General features: G+C 60.9%; 17 protein-coding genes. 8 read left to right on the top strand and 9 right to left on the bottom strand.

Going from position 1 to position 15,341, the window contains the following annotated elements; translation table 11 throughout:
- Positions 1-15 precede the first annotated feature (15 nt).
- On the bottom strand, positions 16-1,689 hold the full coding sequence (locus tag PSH73_RS08820; protein ID WP_017136163.1) for a DEAD/DEAH box helicase: 1,674 nt from the start codon (positions 1,687-1,689) through the stop codon (positions 16-18).
- A gap of 422 nt (positions 1,690-2,111) precedes the next feature.
- Here PSH73_RS08820 and PSH73_RS08815 point away from each other — a divergent pair, with 422 nt between their 5' ends.
- Positions 2,112-2,903, top strand: coding sequence for a crotonase/enoyl-CoA hydratase family protein (locus tag PSH73_RS08815; RefSeq protein WP_057958937.1), 792 nt, complete (start codon positions 2,112-2,114; stop codon positions 2,901-2,903).
- Between the two features lie 334 nt (positions 2,904-3,237).
- Here PSH73_RS08815 and PSH73_RS08810 read toward each other — a convergent pair whose 3' ends face one another.
- The gene (locus PSH73_RS08810; protein WP_057439179.1) at positions 3,238-3,993 is read right to left on the bottom strand and encodes a spermidine synthase; all 756 of its coding nucleotides are present in this window, start codon (positions 3,991-3,993) and stop codon (positions 3,238-3,240) included.
- 142 nt (positions 3,994-4,135) lie between these two features.
- Between PSH73_RS08810 and PSH73_RS08805 the strand changes: the two genes are divergently transcribed.
- On the top strand, positions 4,136-5,482 hold the full coding sequence (locus tag PSH73_RS08805) for a class II 3-deoxy-7-phosphoheptulonate synthase (RefSeq protein ID WP_057958936.1): 1,347 nt from the start codon (positions 4,136-4,138) through the stop codon (positions 5,480-5,482).
- An 88-nt stretch (positions 5,483-5,570) separates the two neighbouring features.
- Here PSH73_RS08805 and PSH73_RS08800 read toward each other — a convergent pair whose 3' ends face one another.
- Both PSH73_RS08800 and PSH73_RS08795 read right to left on the bottom strand, forming a co-directional pair.
- The gene (locus tag PSH73_RS08800; protein ID WP_169989337.1) at positions 5,571-6,803 is read right to left on the bottom strand and encodes a winged helix-turn-helix domain-containing protein; all 1,233 of its coding nucleotides are present in this window, start codon (positions 6,801-6,803) and stop codon (positions 5,571-5,573) included.
- Positions 6,804-6,846: 43 nt separating this feature from the next.
- Positions 6,847-7,053 (bottom strand): DUF1127 domain-containing protein, encoded by a 207-nt coding sequence (locus PSH73_RS08795; protein WP_169989338.1) that lies wholly within the window; start codon positions 7,051-7,053, stop codon positions 6,847-6,849.
- A 70-nt stretch (positions 7,054-7,123) separates the two neighbouring features.
- On the opposite strand from PSH73_RS08795, the gene PSH73_RS08790 reads away from it, so the two are divergent.
- On the top strand, positions 7,124-8,005 hold the full coding sequence (locus tag PSH73_RS08790) for a LysR family transcriptional regulator (RefSeq protein ID WP_057439228.1): 882 nt from the start codon (positions 7,124-7,126) through the stop codon (positions 8,003-8,005).
- Here the strand turns inward: PSH73_RS08790 and PSH73_RS08785 are convergent.
- Positions 7,995-8,744: a sulfite exporter TauE/SafE family protein gene (locus PSH73_RS08785; RefSeq protein ID WP_057439181.1), complete on the bottom strand. Its 750-nt coding sequence runs from the start codon at positions 8,742-8,744 to the stop codon at positions 7,995-7,997. The two genes, PSH73_RS08790 and PSH73_RS08785, sit on opposite strands and share 11 nt — an antisense overlap.
- Positions 8,745-8,855: 111 nt before the next feature.
- Here PSH73_RS08785 and PSH73_RS08780 point away from each other — a divergent pair, with 111 nt between their 5' ends.
- The 3 genes from PSH73_RS08780 (at position 8,856) to PSH73_RS08770 (ending at position 10,876) form a co-directional block, all read left to right on the top strand.
- Complete coding sequence (locus PSH73_RS08780) at positions 8,856-9,806, top strand: LysR family transcriptional regulator (protein ID WP_305462256.1); 951 nt, start codon at positions 8,856-8,858, stop codon at positions 9,804-9,806.
- Positions 9,807-9,883: 77 nt separating this feature from the next.
- Complete coding sequence (locus tag PSH73_RS08775; RefSeq protein ID WP_057439182.1) at positions 9,884-10,327, top strand: MarR family winged helix-turn-helix transcriptional regulator; 444 nt, start codon at positions 9,884-9,886, stop codon at positions 10,325-10,327.
- 129 nt (positions 10,328-10,456) lie between these two features.
- Positions 10,457-10,876, top strand: a complete 420-nt coding sequence (locus PSH73_RS08770) for an organic hydroperoxide resistance protein (protein ID WP_305462254.1) — start codon at positions 10,457-10,459, stop codon at positions 10,874-10,876.
- A 61-nt stretch (positions 10,877-10,937) separates the two neighbouring features.
- Here the strand turns inward: PSH73_RS08770 and PSH73_RS08765 are convergent, their stop codons facing one another.
- Both PSH73_RS08765 and earP read right to left on the bottom strand, forming a co-directional pair.
- Complete coding sequence (locus PSH73_RS08765) at positions 10,938-11,510, bottom strand: elongation factor P (protein WP_003172723.1); 573 nt, start codon at positions 11,508-11,510, stop codon at positions 10,938-10,940.
- A gap of 49 nt (positions 11,511-11,559) precedes the next feature.
- Positions 11,560-12,693, bottom strand: a complete 1,134-nt coding sequence (gene earP / locus PSH73_RS08760; protein ID WP_305462252.1) for an elongation factor P maturation arginine rhamnosyltransferase EarP — start codon at positions 12,691-12,693, stop codon at positions 11,560-11,562.
- A 132-nt stretch (positions 12,694-12,825) separates the two neighbouring features.
- On the opposite strand from earP, the gene PSH73_RS08755 reads away from it, so the two are divergent.
- Positions 12,826-13,194 (top strand): hypothetical protein, encoded by a 369-nt coding sequence (locus PSH73_RS08755; protein ID WP_200656589.1) that lies wholly within the window; start codon positions 12,826-12,828, stop codon positions 13,192-13,194.
- Between the two features lie 14 nt (positions 13,195-13,208).
- Entirely contained in the window at positions 13,209-13,691 is a 483-nt protein-coding gene (locus PSH73_RS08750) for a GreA/GreB family elongation factor (RefSeq protein WP_057444675.1), read from the top strand.
- A gap of 5 nt (positions 13,692-13,696) precedes the next feature.
- Here PSH73_RS08750 and cysB read toward each other — a convergent pair whose 3' ends face one another.
- Positions 13,697-14,671 carry an HTH-type transcriptional regulator CysB gene (gene cysB / locus PSH73_RS08745; protein ID WP_115127848.1) on the bottom strand — a complete coding sequence of 325 codons (975 nt, stop codon included), beginning with the start codon at positions 14,669-14,671 and terminating at the stop codon, positions 13,697-13,699.
- A gap of 105 nt (positions 14,672-14,776) precedes the next feature.
- Positions 14,777-15,277, bottom strand: a complete 501-nt coding sequence (locus PSH73_RS08740; RefSeq protein ID WP_057439186.1) for a universal stress protein — start codon at positions 15,275-15,277, stop codon at positions 14,777-14,779.
- Positions 15,278-15,341: the final 64 nt, after the last annotated feature.

Here is a 15,341-nt window from a genome sequence, read left to right as displayed (position 1 = left end):
CAACCCGAGGGCTGATCAATCTTCGCGATAGCGACGCAGCTTGAGCTGCTTGCCGGCAACGCGGGTGTCTTTCAGCTTGGCCAGCAACTTCTCCAGGCCATCTTCCGGCAGCTCAACCAGAGAGAAGCTGTCACGCACCTGGATGCGACCGATCGCTTCACGTGCCAGGCCACCCTCGTTGAGGATAGCGCCCAGCAGGTTCTTGGCAGCGATGCCATCACGCGCACCCAGCGCGGTACGGCAACGAGCACGGCCTTCGGCCAATGGAACCGGCGCACGACGCTCACGATCACCACGGTCCGGACGGTCGCCAGTACGCTCTGGACGATCACCGCGCGGGGCGTTGTTCGGCACCAGTGGACGTTCTTTCTCGATCGCCGCCAGGGTCAGTGCCTGACCGTTGGTAGCCTTGCGCAGCAGGGCTGCAGCCAGGGCGCGTGGGGTGCAACCGATATCGGCGGTCAGGCGGTCCAGCAGGTCGCCGTGGGTCGATTCAGCGTCAGCCACCAGCGGCGACAGGCTGTTGGTCAGTTTCTTGATGCGGGCATCGAGAACGGCCTGGGCATCCGGCAGGCGGACTTCGGCAACTTTCTGACCGGTTACACGCTCGATCACTTGCAGCATGCGGCGCTCACGCGGAGTCACCAGCAGCAGTGCACGACCTTCGCGACCGGCACGGCCGGTACGGCCGATACGGTGAACGTAGGACTCTGGGTCGTACGGCATGTCAACGTTGAACACGTGGGTGATACGTGGAACGTCGAGACCACGGGCAGCTACGTCGGTCGCCACAACGATGTCCAGACGGCCATCCTTGAGAGAGTCGATGACGCGCTCACGTTGGTTCTGGGCAATGTCACCGTTCAGCGCAGCGGCTTTGTAGCCTTTGGCTTCCAGGGCACTGGCCAGGTCCAGGGTCGCTTGCTTGGTGCGCACGAACATGATCAGGGCGTCGAAATCTTCGACTTCCAGCAGGCTCAATACAGCCGAGGTCTTCTGGTCAGCGTGAACCAACAGGTGAGCCTGTTCGATCGCGGTAACGGTCTGGGTCTTGGTCTGGATCTTCACGTGTTGCGGATCGCGCAGATGGCGTTCGGCAATGGCACGGATCGACTGTGGCAGGGTAGCCGAGAACAGTACGGTCTGACGGGTCGGTGGCAGCGCCTTGAAGATGACTTCCAGGTCATCCATAAAGCCCAGCTTCAACATTTCGTCAGCTTCGTCGAGAACCAGGTGGTTCACGGTCGACAGGACTTTTTCGTCACGACGCAGGTGGTCGCACAGACGGCCCGGCGTGGCGACAACAATCTGTGCGCCATTACGGATTGCTTTCAGTTGTGGGCCCATAGGCGCGCCGCCGTAAACGGCCACAACGGTAACGCCCGGCATTTGCTTGGCGTAGGTTTCGAAAGCGGTTGCTACTTGCAGCGCCAACTCACGGGTTGGCGCCAGGATCAGGGCTTGCGGCTCGCGCTTGGCAGGATCGATGCAGTGCAGGATTGGCAGGGCGAACGCGGCGGTTTTACCGGTACCGGTTTGCGCCTGGCCAATCATGTCTTGGCCGGCCATGATGATCGGGATCGATTGCTGCTGAATAGCCGAAGGTTCTTCGTAGCCGGTCGCAATGACGGCAGCAAGAATGTTCGGGTTAAGATTAAAAGCGGCGAAGCCGCCGGTTTCCTGGGTCATGGGTCTGCCTCTAAGTGCATCCGCAAAGACCCATGCTCCAAAGCTGCGCATGCCGTGTTGAGACTCAAGAGTCGCCCTGGCTGCTTTGTCGGCGGGGATTTGCGAAAACGAATGAATGAAAAAGATTCGTCAAGGGAGAGTCCGCTGTGCGGACGTGCAGCCGAAGCTGACTTCGGGGAATTGCGCTACCTAAACGCGGCCCGGTTAAAGGCCGGCGCGCACTATACCGGAAATCCCTGAAAAAGGGAGCTTTTTTTATCGGAAAAGGCCATTCCACTGCTCTGTGTCACTGGCTTTGCGCATCTTCGCAGGAACGTCTATTTTTCAAAGGCCCGGCCCCGTTGGTCATTGCGCTTAAACGCTTCACCTTTTGCAGTGGGCCCTTCGGTCCGAAACTGCCTTTCGCGCCCGAGGATGCCCCCATGAGTCAAGCCAGTAGCAGCCGCGTCAGCCGTGAACTACAAGGGCATGTCCTGCTGCTGGGGCTCGATCGGGTCGCCAAGCGCAACGCCTTTGACCTCGATCTGCTCAACGAACTGAGCCTGGCCTATGGCGAATTTGATCGTAATGAAGAAGCGCGGGTGGCCGTGGTGTTCGGGCATGGCGAGCATTTCACCGCCGGACTGGACCTGATCAACGTCGCCCACACCATGGCCCAAGGCTGGCAGCCGCCGCTGGGAGGTTGCGACCCGTGGGGCGTGTTCGCCGGGCCCAGGGTCAGCAAGCCGGTGATCGTTGCCGCACAGGGCTATTGCCTGACCATCGGTATCGAATTGATGCTCGCGGCAGATATCAACCTGTGTGCCAGCAATACGCGCTTTGCGCAGATGGAAGTGCAGCGCGGGATCTTTCCTTTTGGTGGTGCCACCCTGCGCCTGCACCAGATCGCCGGCTGGGGCAACGCCATGCGCTGGCTGCTGACGGGCGATGAGTTCGATGCCCATGAAGCTTTAAGACTGGGACTGGTGCAAGAGGTCATGGCCAGCGAGGACCTGCTGCCTCGAGCACTGACCCTGGCCAACCGGATTGCCAGCCAGGCACCGCTGGGCGTGCAGGCGACGTTGACATCGGCGCGCCAGGCGCGGGATGAAGGCGAGAGCGCTGCGGCGGCCGGGTTGCCGGTGCTGGTCGAAAAACTGCTTAACAGCGAGGATGCCAAGGAAGGGGTGCGGGCGATGCTGGAGAAGCGGCCGGGGGTATTCAAGGGGCTGTGAGCAGGCAGTGATGGCCTCATCGTGAGTAAGTCGAATCGGCGCACCGTCCCATTTGACTGCGTACACCTGTGGGCTTGCCCGCGATGAGCATAGGTCTCTACACAACTCTCTTCTCGGTATGTGTACATAGCCATTGCTGCGGTAACGGCGGCTATTGGTTCCGCCCTGACGGCGGCTCACTTTCGAAAAGCGCGAAAATAACCAAAGCGCTTTTGCCACCACTCGGTGCCTCGCCTAGGCTCGGCATGCCCGCAGCAACAGATATGTACACAAACCTGAGAATCACTAAAGAGATGTGCAGAGACCTAGGCCGCAATGCGGCCAGTACAGGCAACTAAGTCGCCGGCCGAACCGCCTTGATCAAGGCCTGCAACGAATACCCCAGGCGCGGCGCCAGCGCCTCGGCCCGCGCAGACACCGCCGCCAGGTCCAGCGTCTGGTCCAGGTCCGCCGGCACGATCAGGATCACATTGCCCTCCTTCACCGGCAGCTCCCAGTAATGCCGATGATAAAGCCCACGCAACAACGCAGCGCCCAGGGGCTTGCCATCATCGGTGGCCCATTGATTGATCACCAGCCAACCACCAGGGTTGAGCTTCTTCTGGCAGTTCTCCAGGAAGGTCCAGGCCAGGTGGCCAACCCCCGGCCCCACATCGGTATACAAGTCGACGAAAATCAGGTCCGCCGGCTCCGCCGTCTCCAGCAACTCCAGCGCATCGCCCACGCGGATGTACAGCCGCGGATCATCATCCAGCCCCAGGTATTCGATGGCCAGGCGCGGTACATCCGGGCGCAGTTCAATGGCTTCGACATCTTCCAGGGGCAGGAACTTGAGGCAGGCCTGGGTCAGCGTCCCCGCCCCCAGGCCAAGGAACAGCGCACTTTCGGGATGCTCGTGGCACAAGGCGCCAATCAACATGGCACGGGTGTAGTCATACTCCAGCCAGCTTGGATCGGCGGTGAACACACAGCTCTGCTCGATGGCATCGCCAAACTCGAGAAAGCGGTAATCGGCCACTTCCAGCACACGGATCATGCCGAAGTCATCGTGGACCTCAGCCAACAGGCGCTCGACGCGCTCCTCAGTCATTTCATCTCCTAATGGGCCCGGGCACGGGTTCAAGCCGCCTGGTAGCAAGCGGGAAAGGCGCGATTGTCGGCCAAGCGGCGCCAGCAGGTCACGCACTAATTGCTGATAACATGCACGTTCCCGACATTCATTCGAGTTCACGATGAGCCAACCCTGGAGCCCCGACAGCTGGCGCGCCCTGCCGATCCAGCAACAACCCCACTACCCTGACGCCGCGCACTTGCTGCAGGTCGAGCAGAGCCTGGCCAGTTACCCGCCGCTGGTGTTCGCCGGTGAAGCCCGGGAGTTGCGCCGCCAGTTTGCCGAAGTGACCCAGGGTCGCGCATTCCTGCTGCAAGGTGGCGACTGCGCCGAGAGCTTTGCCGAGTTCTCCGCTGCAAAAATCCGCGACACCTTCAAAGTGCTGCTGCAGATGGCCATTGTCATGACCTTCGCCGCCGGCTGCCCGGTGGTCAAGGTCGGGCGCATGGCCGGCCAGTTCGCCAAGCCGCGCTCGGCCAACGATGAAACCATCGACGGCATCACCCTGCCCGCCTACCGTGGCGATATCGTCAACGGTATTGGCTTCGACGAGAAAAGCCGCGTCCCGGATCCGGACCGCCTGTTGCAGTCCTACCACCAGTCCACCGCGACCCTGAACCTGCTGCGAGCCTTCGCCCAGGGCGGTTTTGCCGACCTGCACCAGGTGCACAAGTGGAACCTGGACTTTATCGCCAACTCTGCGCTGGCCGACAAGTACAGCCAACTGGCAAACCGCATCGACGAAACCCTGGCCTTCATGCGCGCCTGCGGCATGGACAGCTCGCCACAATTGCGCGAGACCAGTTTCTTCACCGCCCACGAAGCGCTGCTGCTCAACTACGAGCAAGCCTTTGTGCGTCGTGACAGCCTGACCAACGACTACTACGACTGTTCGGCCCATATGCTGTGGATCGGCGACCGTACACGCCAGCTCGATGGTGCCCACGTCGAGTTCCTGCGCGGGGTGAACAACCCGATCGGGGTCAAGGTCGGCCCGAGCATGAACCCCGAGGATCTGCTTCGCCTGATCGACATTCTCAACCCGGACAACGACCCCGGCCGCTTGAACCTGATCGCACGCATGGGCGCCAACAAGGTCGGCGACCACCTGCCCAACCTGATCCGCGCCGTGCAGCGCGAAGGCAAGCAGGTGTTGTGGAGCAGCGACCCGATGCATGGCAACACCATCAAGGCCAGCAGCGGCTACAAGACCCGGGACTTCGCGCAGATCCTCAGTGAAGTGAAGGAATTCTTCCAGGTCCATGAAGCCGAAGGCACTTATGCTGGCGGGATTCATATTGAAATGACCGGGCAGAATGTCACCGAGTGCATCGGCGGTGCGCGGCCGATTACCGAAGATGGCTTGTCGGACCGGTACCACACCCATTGCGACCCGCGAATGAATGCCGATCAGTCGCTGGAGCTGGCGTTCCTGATTGCCGAGACGTTGAAGCAGGTCAAACGCTAGGCAGGTGTGGCCTGAACCAACGCTATCGCGAGCAAGCCGGGCTCCCACCACGGTCAATGTGGGAGCAGGGCTTGCCCGCGATAGCGTCCTATCTGCCAGCCTCCATTGCCAGCATTGCCACCCGCAACCGGGCTGCGCTGTGCCGCTGACAATTGATCTGCACCTGCTCCAACCCCAGCCAATCCGCCATCTGCCGCAGGCTCAACGCCAGCGCCAACATCCCCGCCTCATCCAACCCCGGCTCTTCCTCATGCACGGCATGCACTGCCAACCGCGCATTGGCACGCTCGGCGCGCAGGTCCACCCGTGCGGCGATGCGTTCGTTGTGCAGGAACGGCAGCACGTAATAGCCGTACACCCGCTTGTCCTGCGGGGTGTAGATCTCCAGCCGATAGCGAAAGTCGAACAGGCGCTCGGTACGGCTACGCTCCCAGATCAATGAATCGAAGGGCGACAGCAAGGCGCTGGCTGTCACCTTGCGCGGGACCGTTGGCTCGGGCAGGCAATACGCCGGCTGTTTCCAACCCTGGACCTGGCAGACCTGCAATTGCCCATCCTCGACCAAGTCGGCGAGGCGCCCACGACCCTCTGCCGGGGTCAGGCGAAAATAATCGCGCAGGTCCTTTTCCGTGGCGATACCCAGCGCCGTCGCGGCATGCAGCAACAGGCCTCGCTGGGCACTGTGCTCGCTCAAGGGTGCCTGTTGCAGAATCGCTGCCGGGATAACCCGCTCCGGCAGGTCGTACAGCCGCTCGAAACCACGGCGCCCGGCCACCGTCACCAGCCCTGCGGCAAACAGCCATTCCAGGGCCTGCTTTTCATCACTCCAGTCCCACCACGGCCCGGCGCGCTCTTCACGGGTGGACAGGCTGCCCGCCCCCAACGCACCCTGCTGTTCGACGATGGCCAGCACGCGGCGGATGGTTGCCTGTTGCTCGCGCCCAAAACGCGCCATCTGCTGATAGATCCCCTGCCCCTCGGACGCCCGCTGCATGCGCCAGCGCATCAGCGGATACAGCGCCATCGGCAGCAGCGAGGCCTCATGCCCCCAATACTCGAACAGCGTACGCTTGCGCCCCTGGCTCCAGGCCGCCTGTTCCAGCAGCAACGGCGAGTAATGACCCAGGCGGGAAAACAGCGGCAGGTAGTGGGAGCGCACCACGGCATTGACCGAGTCGATCTGCAACACACCCAGGCGCTCGATCAGACGATTGACCTGGGCTGCCTTGATCTGTGCGGGCGGCTGGCGCCCGGAAAAGCCTTGGGCCGCCAGTGCCAGGCGGCGTGCTTGCTTGAGGGAAAAGCGCAGTTCTGCGGGCATGTGCATCTCCTGATTACGCCCGCAGACTGTAGCGCGGTGGCCGTCATTTACCCAACGGGTCATTCCACACACGCCGATGGCGTTCATGCTCGACATCCGCCCGGGTCAAGCCAATATCCTTGAGTGAGTCATCACTCATTTCTGCCAGGACCTGACGCTCGCGCTGCACGGCGTACCAACGGCAAACCCTTTGAAACACCCCGGCCAACGGGCGTTTCACCAACAACACATAACCTCTTTGACCCTTCATCATCTCGCCCTCCAGTGGGGATGACTAAAGTCTGGGCCTGGGGCTATGATCAATCCAACGAATGTTTTTTATGCAACACATCTCAGAGATTGATCAATTGAACAACTACCCGAGCATTGATACCGACGTGCTGCGCACCTTCGTCGCCATCGCCGACCAGGGTGGTTTCACCCGCGCCGGCGAGAAGGTCAACCGCACCCAATCGGCGGTCAGTATGCAAATGAAGCGTCTGGAGGAGGACGTGTTGCAGCGCAAGTTGTTCGAGCGTGATGGCCGGCAGGTCAGGCTTACGCCCGAGGGGCAGGTGTTGCTGGGGTATGCGCGGCGCATCCTGAAGCTGCACAGCGAGGTGTTCAATACCTTGCGCGAGCCGCATATGGTCGGGCTGGTGCGCATCGGCACCCCGGACGACTACGTGATGCGCTACCTGCCCGGTATCCTCAAGCGCTTTTCCAAGGCCTACCCGCTGATCCAGATTGAGATGCACTGCGAAGGCACGCCAGTGTTGATGCAGCGACGCGACCTGGCGTTGACCGTGGTCAGCCGTGAACCGGGGAATGAAATCGGCGAACAGCTGCGCAACGAGCGCATGGTCTGGGTGGCGTCACCGTGCTTCTGCGTGGATGAACACGAGACCCTGCCCCTGGCGATCGCCGGCCTGGACAGCTTTTGCACGCAATGGGCGCGCGCCTCGCTGGAGGCCGTGGGGCGCGAGTATCGCCTGGCCTACCACAGCTCCAACGGTGCGGCGATCCAGGCCGTGGTGGGTGCGGGGCTGGCGGTGACGGTGATGATGGAAAGCCTGGTCCCCGACGATCTGCGGATACTCGGCAGTGACGAAGGTTTCGGCCCACTGCACACGGTCAACTTGCGCCTGCTGCGCAACCCGAACATGACCTCGCCCATCACCGAGTGCCTGGCCGAATACATCCTCGAAGGCTTCAGACTTTAAAGGTCAACATCACCGCGCATACCACCAGGAAGCCGCAGAACAAACCGCGCAGCAGACGCTCCGGCAACGCGTGGGCGATTTTCACCCCCCAACTGATACTCAGCAGCCCGCCGACCGCCAAGGGCACGCCGATCAGCCAATCCACTTCCTGGTGCCAGGCATAAGTCACCAGGGTGACGCCGGTGCTGGGCAAGGCCAGTGCCAGGGACAGGCCCTGTGCAACCACCTGGGTGGTGCCGAACACGCTGGTCAACACCGGTGTGGCAACCACCGCGCCGCCAACACCAAACAGGCCCCCCATGGATCCCGACGCCGCGCCCAATACCCCCAGCCACGGCCAGGAATAGCGCATCTGCGCCGAAGGTGGCGCATTGCTGGTGACCATGCGCACCAGGTTGTACGCCGACAGGGCCACCAAAAATGCGATAAAACCAATGCGCATCACGCCCGCATCAATGCCTACCGCCCAGATCGAACCCAGCCAGGCAAAGCAAAACCCCGTGATGCCAAGCGGCAAGGCATGGCGCAGCTCAATGCGGTTGCGCTGGTGATAACGCCACAGCGCCAACATCACATTGGGCACGACCATCACCAGCGCAGTGCCTTGGGCGATTTGCTGATCCAGGCCAAACAAGACGCCCAGCACCGGAATCGCGATCAGCCCGCCACCAATGCCAAACAGCCCGCCGACGGTACCCAGGGCTATGCCCAGCACCACATACATCGCCATATCCACCACAACCGTACCCCTGCACCGTCTCAAGCCCTGCATGCTACGCAGTCCACTCTGGCATGGAAACGCACAGCAACGCACAATGGCTATGCCAAATCCGCACAAGCGAATCCCCCCATGAACCCTACGACCTTGACCGATCAACTGGGCCTGTTCCTCGACGTGCTGGAGACCGGAAGCTTTTCCGCAGCGGCGCGGCGCCATCCGCTGACGCCCTCGGCCGTGGCCCGGCGGATCGACAGCCTGGAAAGCGCCCTGGGCAGCCAGCTGTTCCTGCGCAGTACCCATGCGGTGCTGCCCACCCCCGCCGGCCTGGCATTTGCCGAGCGGGCGCGGCGGATTGTCCGGGAGTTGCAACTGGCGCGAGCCGAGGCGGTATCACTCAGCCATGCGCCCGAGGGCCTGATTCGCGTGGATGCGCCCGCCGCGTTTGGCCGGCGACACCTGGCGCCGGCAATCGCGGACTTTCTGACGGTCTATCCGGGCCTGGACGTGCACCTGCATCTGATCGACAGTTTTGTCGACATGCAGGGCGAGCACCTGGGCAAGGTCGACCTGGTGCTGCGGGCCGGACATATCGTCGACACACGGCTGATCGCCACGCCTTTGGCCAGCATCGTGCGAATCGCCTGCGCCAGCCCGGCCTACCTGAAAAACCGTGGCACGCCGGCCCATCCCAGCCAACTCAACGAACACGACGGCCTGGACTGGGAAGGTCTGGCGCCGATGTTCGCCTGGCGTTTTGAACTGGATGGTCGCAAGAACACCTACCGCCCACAGCGCATCCGCATGAGCGCCAACAATGCCGAAGCCCTGCTATCGGGCGCTCTGGCCGGACTGGGCATCGCTCACCTGCCCACCTGGCTGACCAGTGAGTACCTGGTGCGCGGCGAACTGGTGCCGTTATTCTGCGAAAACGGCCTGCCGACCGCAGAAACCGCCGGCATCTACGCCCTGCGCCTGGAACAGCAAGCCAATGCTCGCAGCCGTCTGCTGCTGGAGTACCTCAAGAGCCGTTTCAGCCCCGTCCCGCCGTGGGATCTGGCGTTGCAAAGTGGTTGGGGCTGACTGCGGCTGCAGAATTGTCTGGCGCGTTAAAGATTTGGCCGCTAGATTCCAGATCAAATACGCTTTAAGGCACTGCCATGACCCACTCTTGCGACGCCCTGCTCCTCGACAACCAACTGTGCTTCGCCCTGCACTCCACCTCGTTGTTGATGACCAAGGTCTACAAACCCCTGCTGCAGGCCCTTGGCCTGACCTACCCGCAGTACTTGGCCATGATGGTGTTGTGGGAACAAGATGGTTTGACCGTGGGTGAAATCAGCAATCGCCTGCTCACCGATCCGGGCTCACTGACCCCACTGCTCAAGCGCCTGGAAGCCGAAGGCCTGTTAAGCCGCACCCGCAGCCGCGCCGATGAGCGTGTGGTCGTGGTGGAGTTGACCGAGGCTGGCCGAGCACTGCGGGACAAGGCCATGGATGTTCCTCCCTGCATCCTTGGCGCCAGCGGCTTGCAGATGGAGCAACTGCAGAAGCTGCAAGCCGACTTGCTGGAGCTGCGCAGGAATCTGCAGGCCAGCGTCTAGCCGCCCCCAAAAGGTGATCACGATCACTTCAAAAATTTATATTGCGCGCTAAACATTTGCGCGATACATTCATCTCACCACTTACTTTGCGCGCAAACTTTTAGCGCAAACACCAGCGAGGAATCCCTGATGCAAACCCTCTATACCGCAGTAGCCACCACCACCGGCGGCCGAGATGGTCGTGCCGTTTCCAGCGACAGCATCCTCGATGTCAAGCTCTCTACCCCTAAAGAGCTGGGCGGCGCGGGCGGCCAGGCCACCAACCCGGAACAACTGTTCGCTGCTGGCTATTCGGCCTGCTTTATCGGCGCCCTGAAATTCGTCGCCAGCCAGAGCAAACGCAAAATCCCCGATGATGCTTCGATCACCGCCCACGTCGGCATCGGCCAGATTCCCGGTGGTTTTGGCCTGGACATCGACCTTCACATATCCCTGCCCGGCCTGGCGCAAGATGAAGCACAGAGCCTGGTAGACGCTGCACATCAAGTCTGCCCGTACTCCAACGCTACCCGTGGCAATGTGGATGTGCGCTTGCATGTCACGGTGTGACAGGTAAACAGGCATAAAAAAACCCGACTCTTGGTCGGGTTTTTTATTGGTAACACCAGAATTACTTCTTGGCGCGACCTTTGTACGAACCACCTTCACGGGTGTCGATTTCGATCAGGTCGTCGATTTCGATGAAATCAGCAACTTGCAGTTCGGTACCGTTAGACAGCTTGGCAGGCTTCATCACTTTGCCCGAAGTGTCGCCGCGAGCGGAACCTTCGGTGTAGGCAACCTTACGCACGATGGTGGTCGGCAGCTCTACGGAAACCAGGCGCTCTTCGAAGAAAATGGCTTCGCAGACGTCTTCCATGCCTTCTTCGATGAACGGCAGAACAGCTTCGATATCTTCAGCGTTCAGCTCGTACATGGTGTAGTCGGTAGTGTCCATGAACGTGTAGGTGTCGCCGCTGATGAACGACAGGGTCGCTTCTTTGCGGTCGAGGATCACGTCATCCAGTTTGTCATCGGCGCTGTAGACGATCTCGGTCTTGTAACCGGTCAGCAGGTTCTTCAGCTTGGTCTTCATGATTGCGCTGTTACGACCAGACTTGGTGAACTCAGCTTTCTGAACCAGCCAAGGGTCGTTTTCGAGACGGATCACTGTACCGGGTTTCAGTTCTTTACCAGTTTTCATTACGAATATCCGAAATTTGGATGGGATTTACAAAAATCAAGGTCGCGTATCATATCCAATTTTCATAAAAGTGTACCAGCGCCGTCGCAAGATCGGCCTGCAAGGCCTGTTCCAGACACCATTTTTCGGCATGTGCGGTCACCTCAGGCCAATGCTCAAGGAGCATTTTCCAGTTGGCGGCCATGTCAGCGTCCGTGTTCCAGGCTTGCCAAAGGGCAATCAGTGCACCTTTGGCTGCGGGTGACAGGCCCTCGGTGTAGCGCTCAAGGAATGCATCGAGCTTGTCCAGGTGAATGTCTTCATCCTGACGGTAGATATGCCACAACAGCGGGCGCCCGGCCCATTGCGCACGGACGAAGGAATCCTCGCCGCGCACCGCATTGAAGTCGCAGCACCACAACAGGCGGTCGTACTGCTCCTGGCGCACGAACGGCAGCACCTGCACCGTCAGCGCGCCACGCAGGTGTACCTGCCCCACGCCCAGCGCCTGGACGCCCAGCCAGCGCTGCACATCACCAAGGATGCGCCCTTCCGGCACCAGCAGATGGGTGGGCTGCCCGTCGGCCGCCAACACCTCCAGCCAACTGGCCAGGCCGGCATTTTCGTAGGCAAACAGCGAGATCAATCGTGCGCCCACCACAGGAACAACGCCCAAGTCCTGTAGGAATTGTTGCTGAGCCTGGGAATCACGCTGAAACGCCTGACGCTGCTCGATCAACCCGGCCTCACGCAGCAAGCCCCCGGTGCCAGGACGGAATCCCGGAAAGAAGAAGTACTTTTGCACGCCCTTGAACTTGACCGACGGCAAGCCATGGCAGCCGACCACCCACTCCTCGGCGCTCAGGTAATCCAGGTTCATCCACAGCGGTGTGCGCTCGCGAGCGGCCATGGCTTCCATATAGTCCGGGGGCAACTGGCAGGCAAAGGCGGCGATCACCACGTCCGCCGCCGGTGTGGTGGGCCAGTGCGCCGGCCAGTGGCGCACGTCCACGCCCTCCTGCCACTGCTGCGCCGCCTGCACATCAACCTCAGGGCACATGCGCTCGAACGCCCGCAGGTCATCGACCCACAACCGCACCGCACAGCCCTGTTCCGCCACCAATTGCCGGGCCAGGCGCCAGGTCACGCCGATGTCGCCGTAGTTATCGACGACGCTGCAAAAAATATCCCAGCGGGCTTTCATTCCGGGCTCCATCAGTCAAAGGCTCGATTGTCCGCATAATTGCCGCCATGCAGAAGGGTTGATCGCGATTATTCTGCACGCCGGCTATGCGACAATCCCCAGCTCGCCGCAAACGCCCGCCAGGAGGCCACCATGTCCGATCGCCCGTTGTCGATGTTCAAACTCAGTATTGCCGTGGCCCTGGGCCTGTGGCTGGGCTTTGTCGCCATCGCCCTGACCGGCTGGCTGGCCTCGCGCTACCTGCTTGAACAACCCGTGGCCGCCGTCACCCAGGCCGTGCAGCAACTGGGCAAACCACCTGCCCTGACGCCCGAGCCGCCGAACCGGATGTTTGAGCAATACCAACAAAACCTGCACAAGCAGGAACAGCAGCAGGCGCTGGATCAGGCCCGGGACAACCCGCGCAACCTGTCCAACCCCAAATGCCAGTTCTGGCTCCAGCAGGACCAGAACGCCCCCAGCGACAAGAGCCGGGCCAACGTCCTGCAATTTTGTGATTGAGCCGAAAACCGCCCATGAATAAACACGCCGTCCTCCAGCTGATCCTGGAAAAACTCGTCGCCGATCTGGATGTGGCACAACGCGCCGCGCAAACTGCCTACGAAACCGCAACCCACGAAGAAAACATCGCCGAGAACAAGTACGACACCCTGGGCCTGGAAGCGTCTTACCTGGCTGCCGGGCAAGCCAAACGCGTCGAGGAGATCAAGCAATCACTGGCGCTGTGCCAGAACCTCAACCTGCGCCCCTACGATGAACAACGGGGTATCGAGGTGGGCGCCCTGCTCGGCCTGGAAGATGATGACGGCCGCCAGCAATGGCTGTTCCTGGCGCCGGACGCGGCAGGCCTGAAAGTCTATGTGGTGGGGCAGTTGGTGACCGTCATCACCCCCCGCTCGCCGCTGGGCAAAAGCCTGCTGGGCAAGTTCGAGGGAGATGAGGTGGAGATTACGGTGGCGGGCGCCCGGCAACAATTCGTGGTGACCGAGGCCCGCTAGGCCGATCAGTGAACCGGCAGTTCAACGCCGTCGAACAGCTCTTCCAGCTCCTGCTTGTTATGGCACTGGATCGCCTTGGCCATGATTTCACGGGTCAGGTGCGGGGCGAACTTCTCGATGAAATCGCACATGAAGCCACGCAGGAACGTGCCACGACGGAAGCCGATCTTGGTCACGCTGGACTCGAACAACTCGCTGGCATCCAGTACCACCAGGTCGCTGTCGAGCTTGGTATCGACGGCCATCTTGGCCACGATACCGACGCCCAGGCCCAGGCGCACGTAGGTCTTGATCACGTCGGCGTCAGCTGCGGTAAACACCACTTTGGGCGTGAGGCCGCGATGGCTGAAGGCTTCGTCGAGCTTGGAGCGGCCGGTGAAGCCGAACACGTAGGTGACAATCGGGTATTCCGCCAGCGCTTCCAGGGTCAGCTTCGGCAGTTTGGCCAGTGGGTGGCCCTGGGGTACCACGACGCAGCGATTCCAGCGATAGCACGGCATCATCACCAGGTCGCCGAACAGCTCCAGGGCTTCGGTGGCGATGGCGAAGTCGACGGTGCCGTCAGCTGCCATTTCAGCGATCTGCATCGGCGAACCCTGGTGCATGTGCAAGGCCACGTCCGGGTACTGCTTGATGAACGAGCTGATCACCGGCGGCAGCGCATAACGGGCCTGGGTGTGGGTGGTGGCGATCGACAGGGTGCCTTTTTTCTCGTTGGAGAATTCCTGGGCGATCTGCTTGATGCTTTCTACCTTGCGCAGGATTTCGCCGGCAGTGGTAATGATGCGCTCACCGGCAGGCGTGACGCGGGTCAGGTGCTTGCCGCTGCGGGCGAACACTTCGACGCCCAATTCGTCTTCAAGCAGGCGGATTTGCTTACTGATACCCGGTTGTGAGGTGTAGAGGCTTTGAGCCGTGGCGGAAACGTTGAGGTCGTGGTGCGCCACTTCCCAGATGTAGCGCAGTTGTTGAAGCTTCATATGTGTCCCTCAAAGCAGATAGACGCCACGGATATCAGCGACGGTATATAACTATATTAAAGGTTGGATTGATAAATCTAGAACTTTTTTATCGTTTAAGCCCCATCACACATCATCACTGCGTCGACGTTGCAGCAAAGGCACCAGATAGACCGGCACCTGGGACAACTGCAACACCCGCGCCGCCGTACGCCCCAACGGGGTCGAGGCTCCTTCGCCCTGGCTATGACTCCCTACGATCAACAAATCCACCGAGAGTTTCTGCGCCTGGTCGAGAATCACTTGGGCGGGATCCCCCTGGATCACCCGCACCGAACGAATCGCCTGCAAGTCCTGCTCACCGTCCTGCAACTCTTCACGAAAACTGTCCAGCACCCGCTGTTCGATGTTTGCCATCACTGTATTGAGGCCCTGGCTCTGCCATTCGCTCAGGGCCTGTTCATCAAGATAGGTTTGCAGCACCGATTCTGCGAACAGCCCGATCGGCTCCACCACATGAATCACATACAGCTCCGCCTTGAATGTGCGCGCCATCGCCAGCGCATGTTGCATCACGTAAGGCGCATATACACCCAGGTCTGAGGCATACAACATCGACCGAATCATAGAACCTCCTGGACTGCCAGGATGGCGGGGATTGTTTCAGCTTAGCAGCGCCTCCGCGACTGCG

It is taken from the genome of Pseudomonas sp. FP2294 (genome assembly GCF_030687625.1).
GTDB lineage: Bacteria > Pseudomonadota > Gammaproteobacteria > Pseudomonadales > Pseudomonadaceae > Aquipseudomonas > Aquipseudomonas shahriarae.
This window is presented reverse-complemented; position numbering and strand designations above follow the sequence as displayed.

Bases quoted from the DNA above. Each gene is read 5' to 3' on its own strand.
- PSH73_RS08805 (WP_057958936.1), top strand. From the start codon at position 4,136: ATGAGCCAACCCTGGAGCCCCGACAGCTGGCGCGCCCTGCCGATCCAG.
- PSH73_RS08770 (WP_305462254.1), top strand. From the start codon at position 10,457: ATGCAAACCCTCTATACCGCAGTAGCCACCACCACCGGCGGCCGAGAT.
- PSH73_RS08750 (WP_057444675.1), top strand. From the start codon at position 13,209: ATGAATAAACACGCCGTCCTCCAGCTGATCCTGGAAAAACTCGTCGCC.
- PSH73_RS08800 (WP_169989337.1), bottom strand. From the start codon at position 6,803: ATGCCCGCAGAACTGCGCTTTTCCCTCAAGCAAGCACGCCGCCTGGCA.
- PSH73_RS08740 (WP_057439186.1), bottom strand. From the start codon at position 15,277: ATGATTCGGTCGATGTTGTATGCCTCAGACCTGGGTGTATATGCGCCT.
- PSH73_RS08815 (WP_057958937.1), top strand. From the start codon at position 2,112: ATGAGTCAAGCCAGTAGCAGCCGCGTCAGCCGTGAACTACAAGGGCAT.
- PSH73_RS08790 (WP_057439228.1), top strand. From the start codon at position 7,124: ATGCAACACATCTCAGAGATTGATCAATTGAACAACTACCCGAGCATT.
- PSH73_RS08765 (WP_003172723.1), bottom strand. From the start codon at position 11,510: ATGAAAACTGGTAAAGAACTGAAACCCGGTACAGTGATCCGTCTCGAA.
- PSH73_RS08810 (WP_057439179.1), bottom strand. From the start codon at position 3,993: ATGACTGAGGAGCGCGTCGAGCGCCTGTTGGCTGAGGTCCACGATGAC.
- cysB (WP_115127848.1), bottom strand. From the start codon at position 14,671: ATGAAGCTTCAACAACTGCGCTACATCTGGGAAGTGGCGCACCACGAC.
- PSH73_RS08775 (WP_057439182.1), top strand. From the start codon at position 9,884: ATGACCCACTCTTGCGACGCCCTGCTCCTCGACAACCAACTGTGCTTC.
- PSH73_RS08755 (WP_200656589.1), top strand. From the start codon at position 12,826: ATGTCCGATCGCCCGTTGTCGATGTTCAAACTCAGTATTGCCGTGGCC.
- earP (WP_305462252.1), bottom strand. From the start codon at position 12,693: ATGAAAGCCCGCTGGGATATTTTTTGCAGCGTCGTCGATAACTACGGC.
- PSH73_RS08795 (WP_169989338.1), bottom strand. From the start codon at position 7,053: ATGAAGGGTCAAAGAGGTTATGTGTTGTTGGTGAAACGCCCGTTGGCC.
- PSH73_RS08780 (WP_305462256.1), top strand. From the start codon at position 8,856: ATGAACCCTACGACCTTGACCGATCAACTGGGCCTGTTCCTCGACGTG.
- PSH73_RS08820 (WP_017136163.1), bottom strand. From the start codon at position 1,689: ATGACCCAGGAAACCGGCGGCTTCGCCGCTTTTAATCTTAACCCGAAC.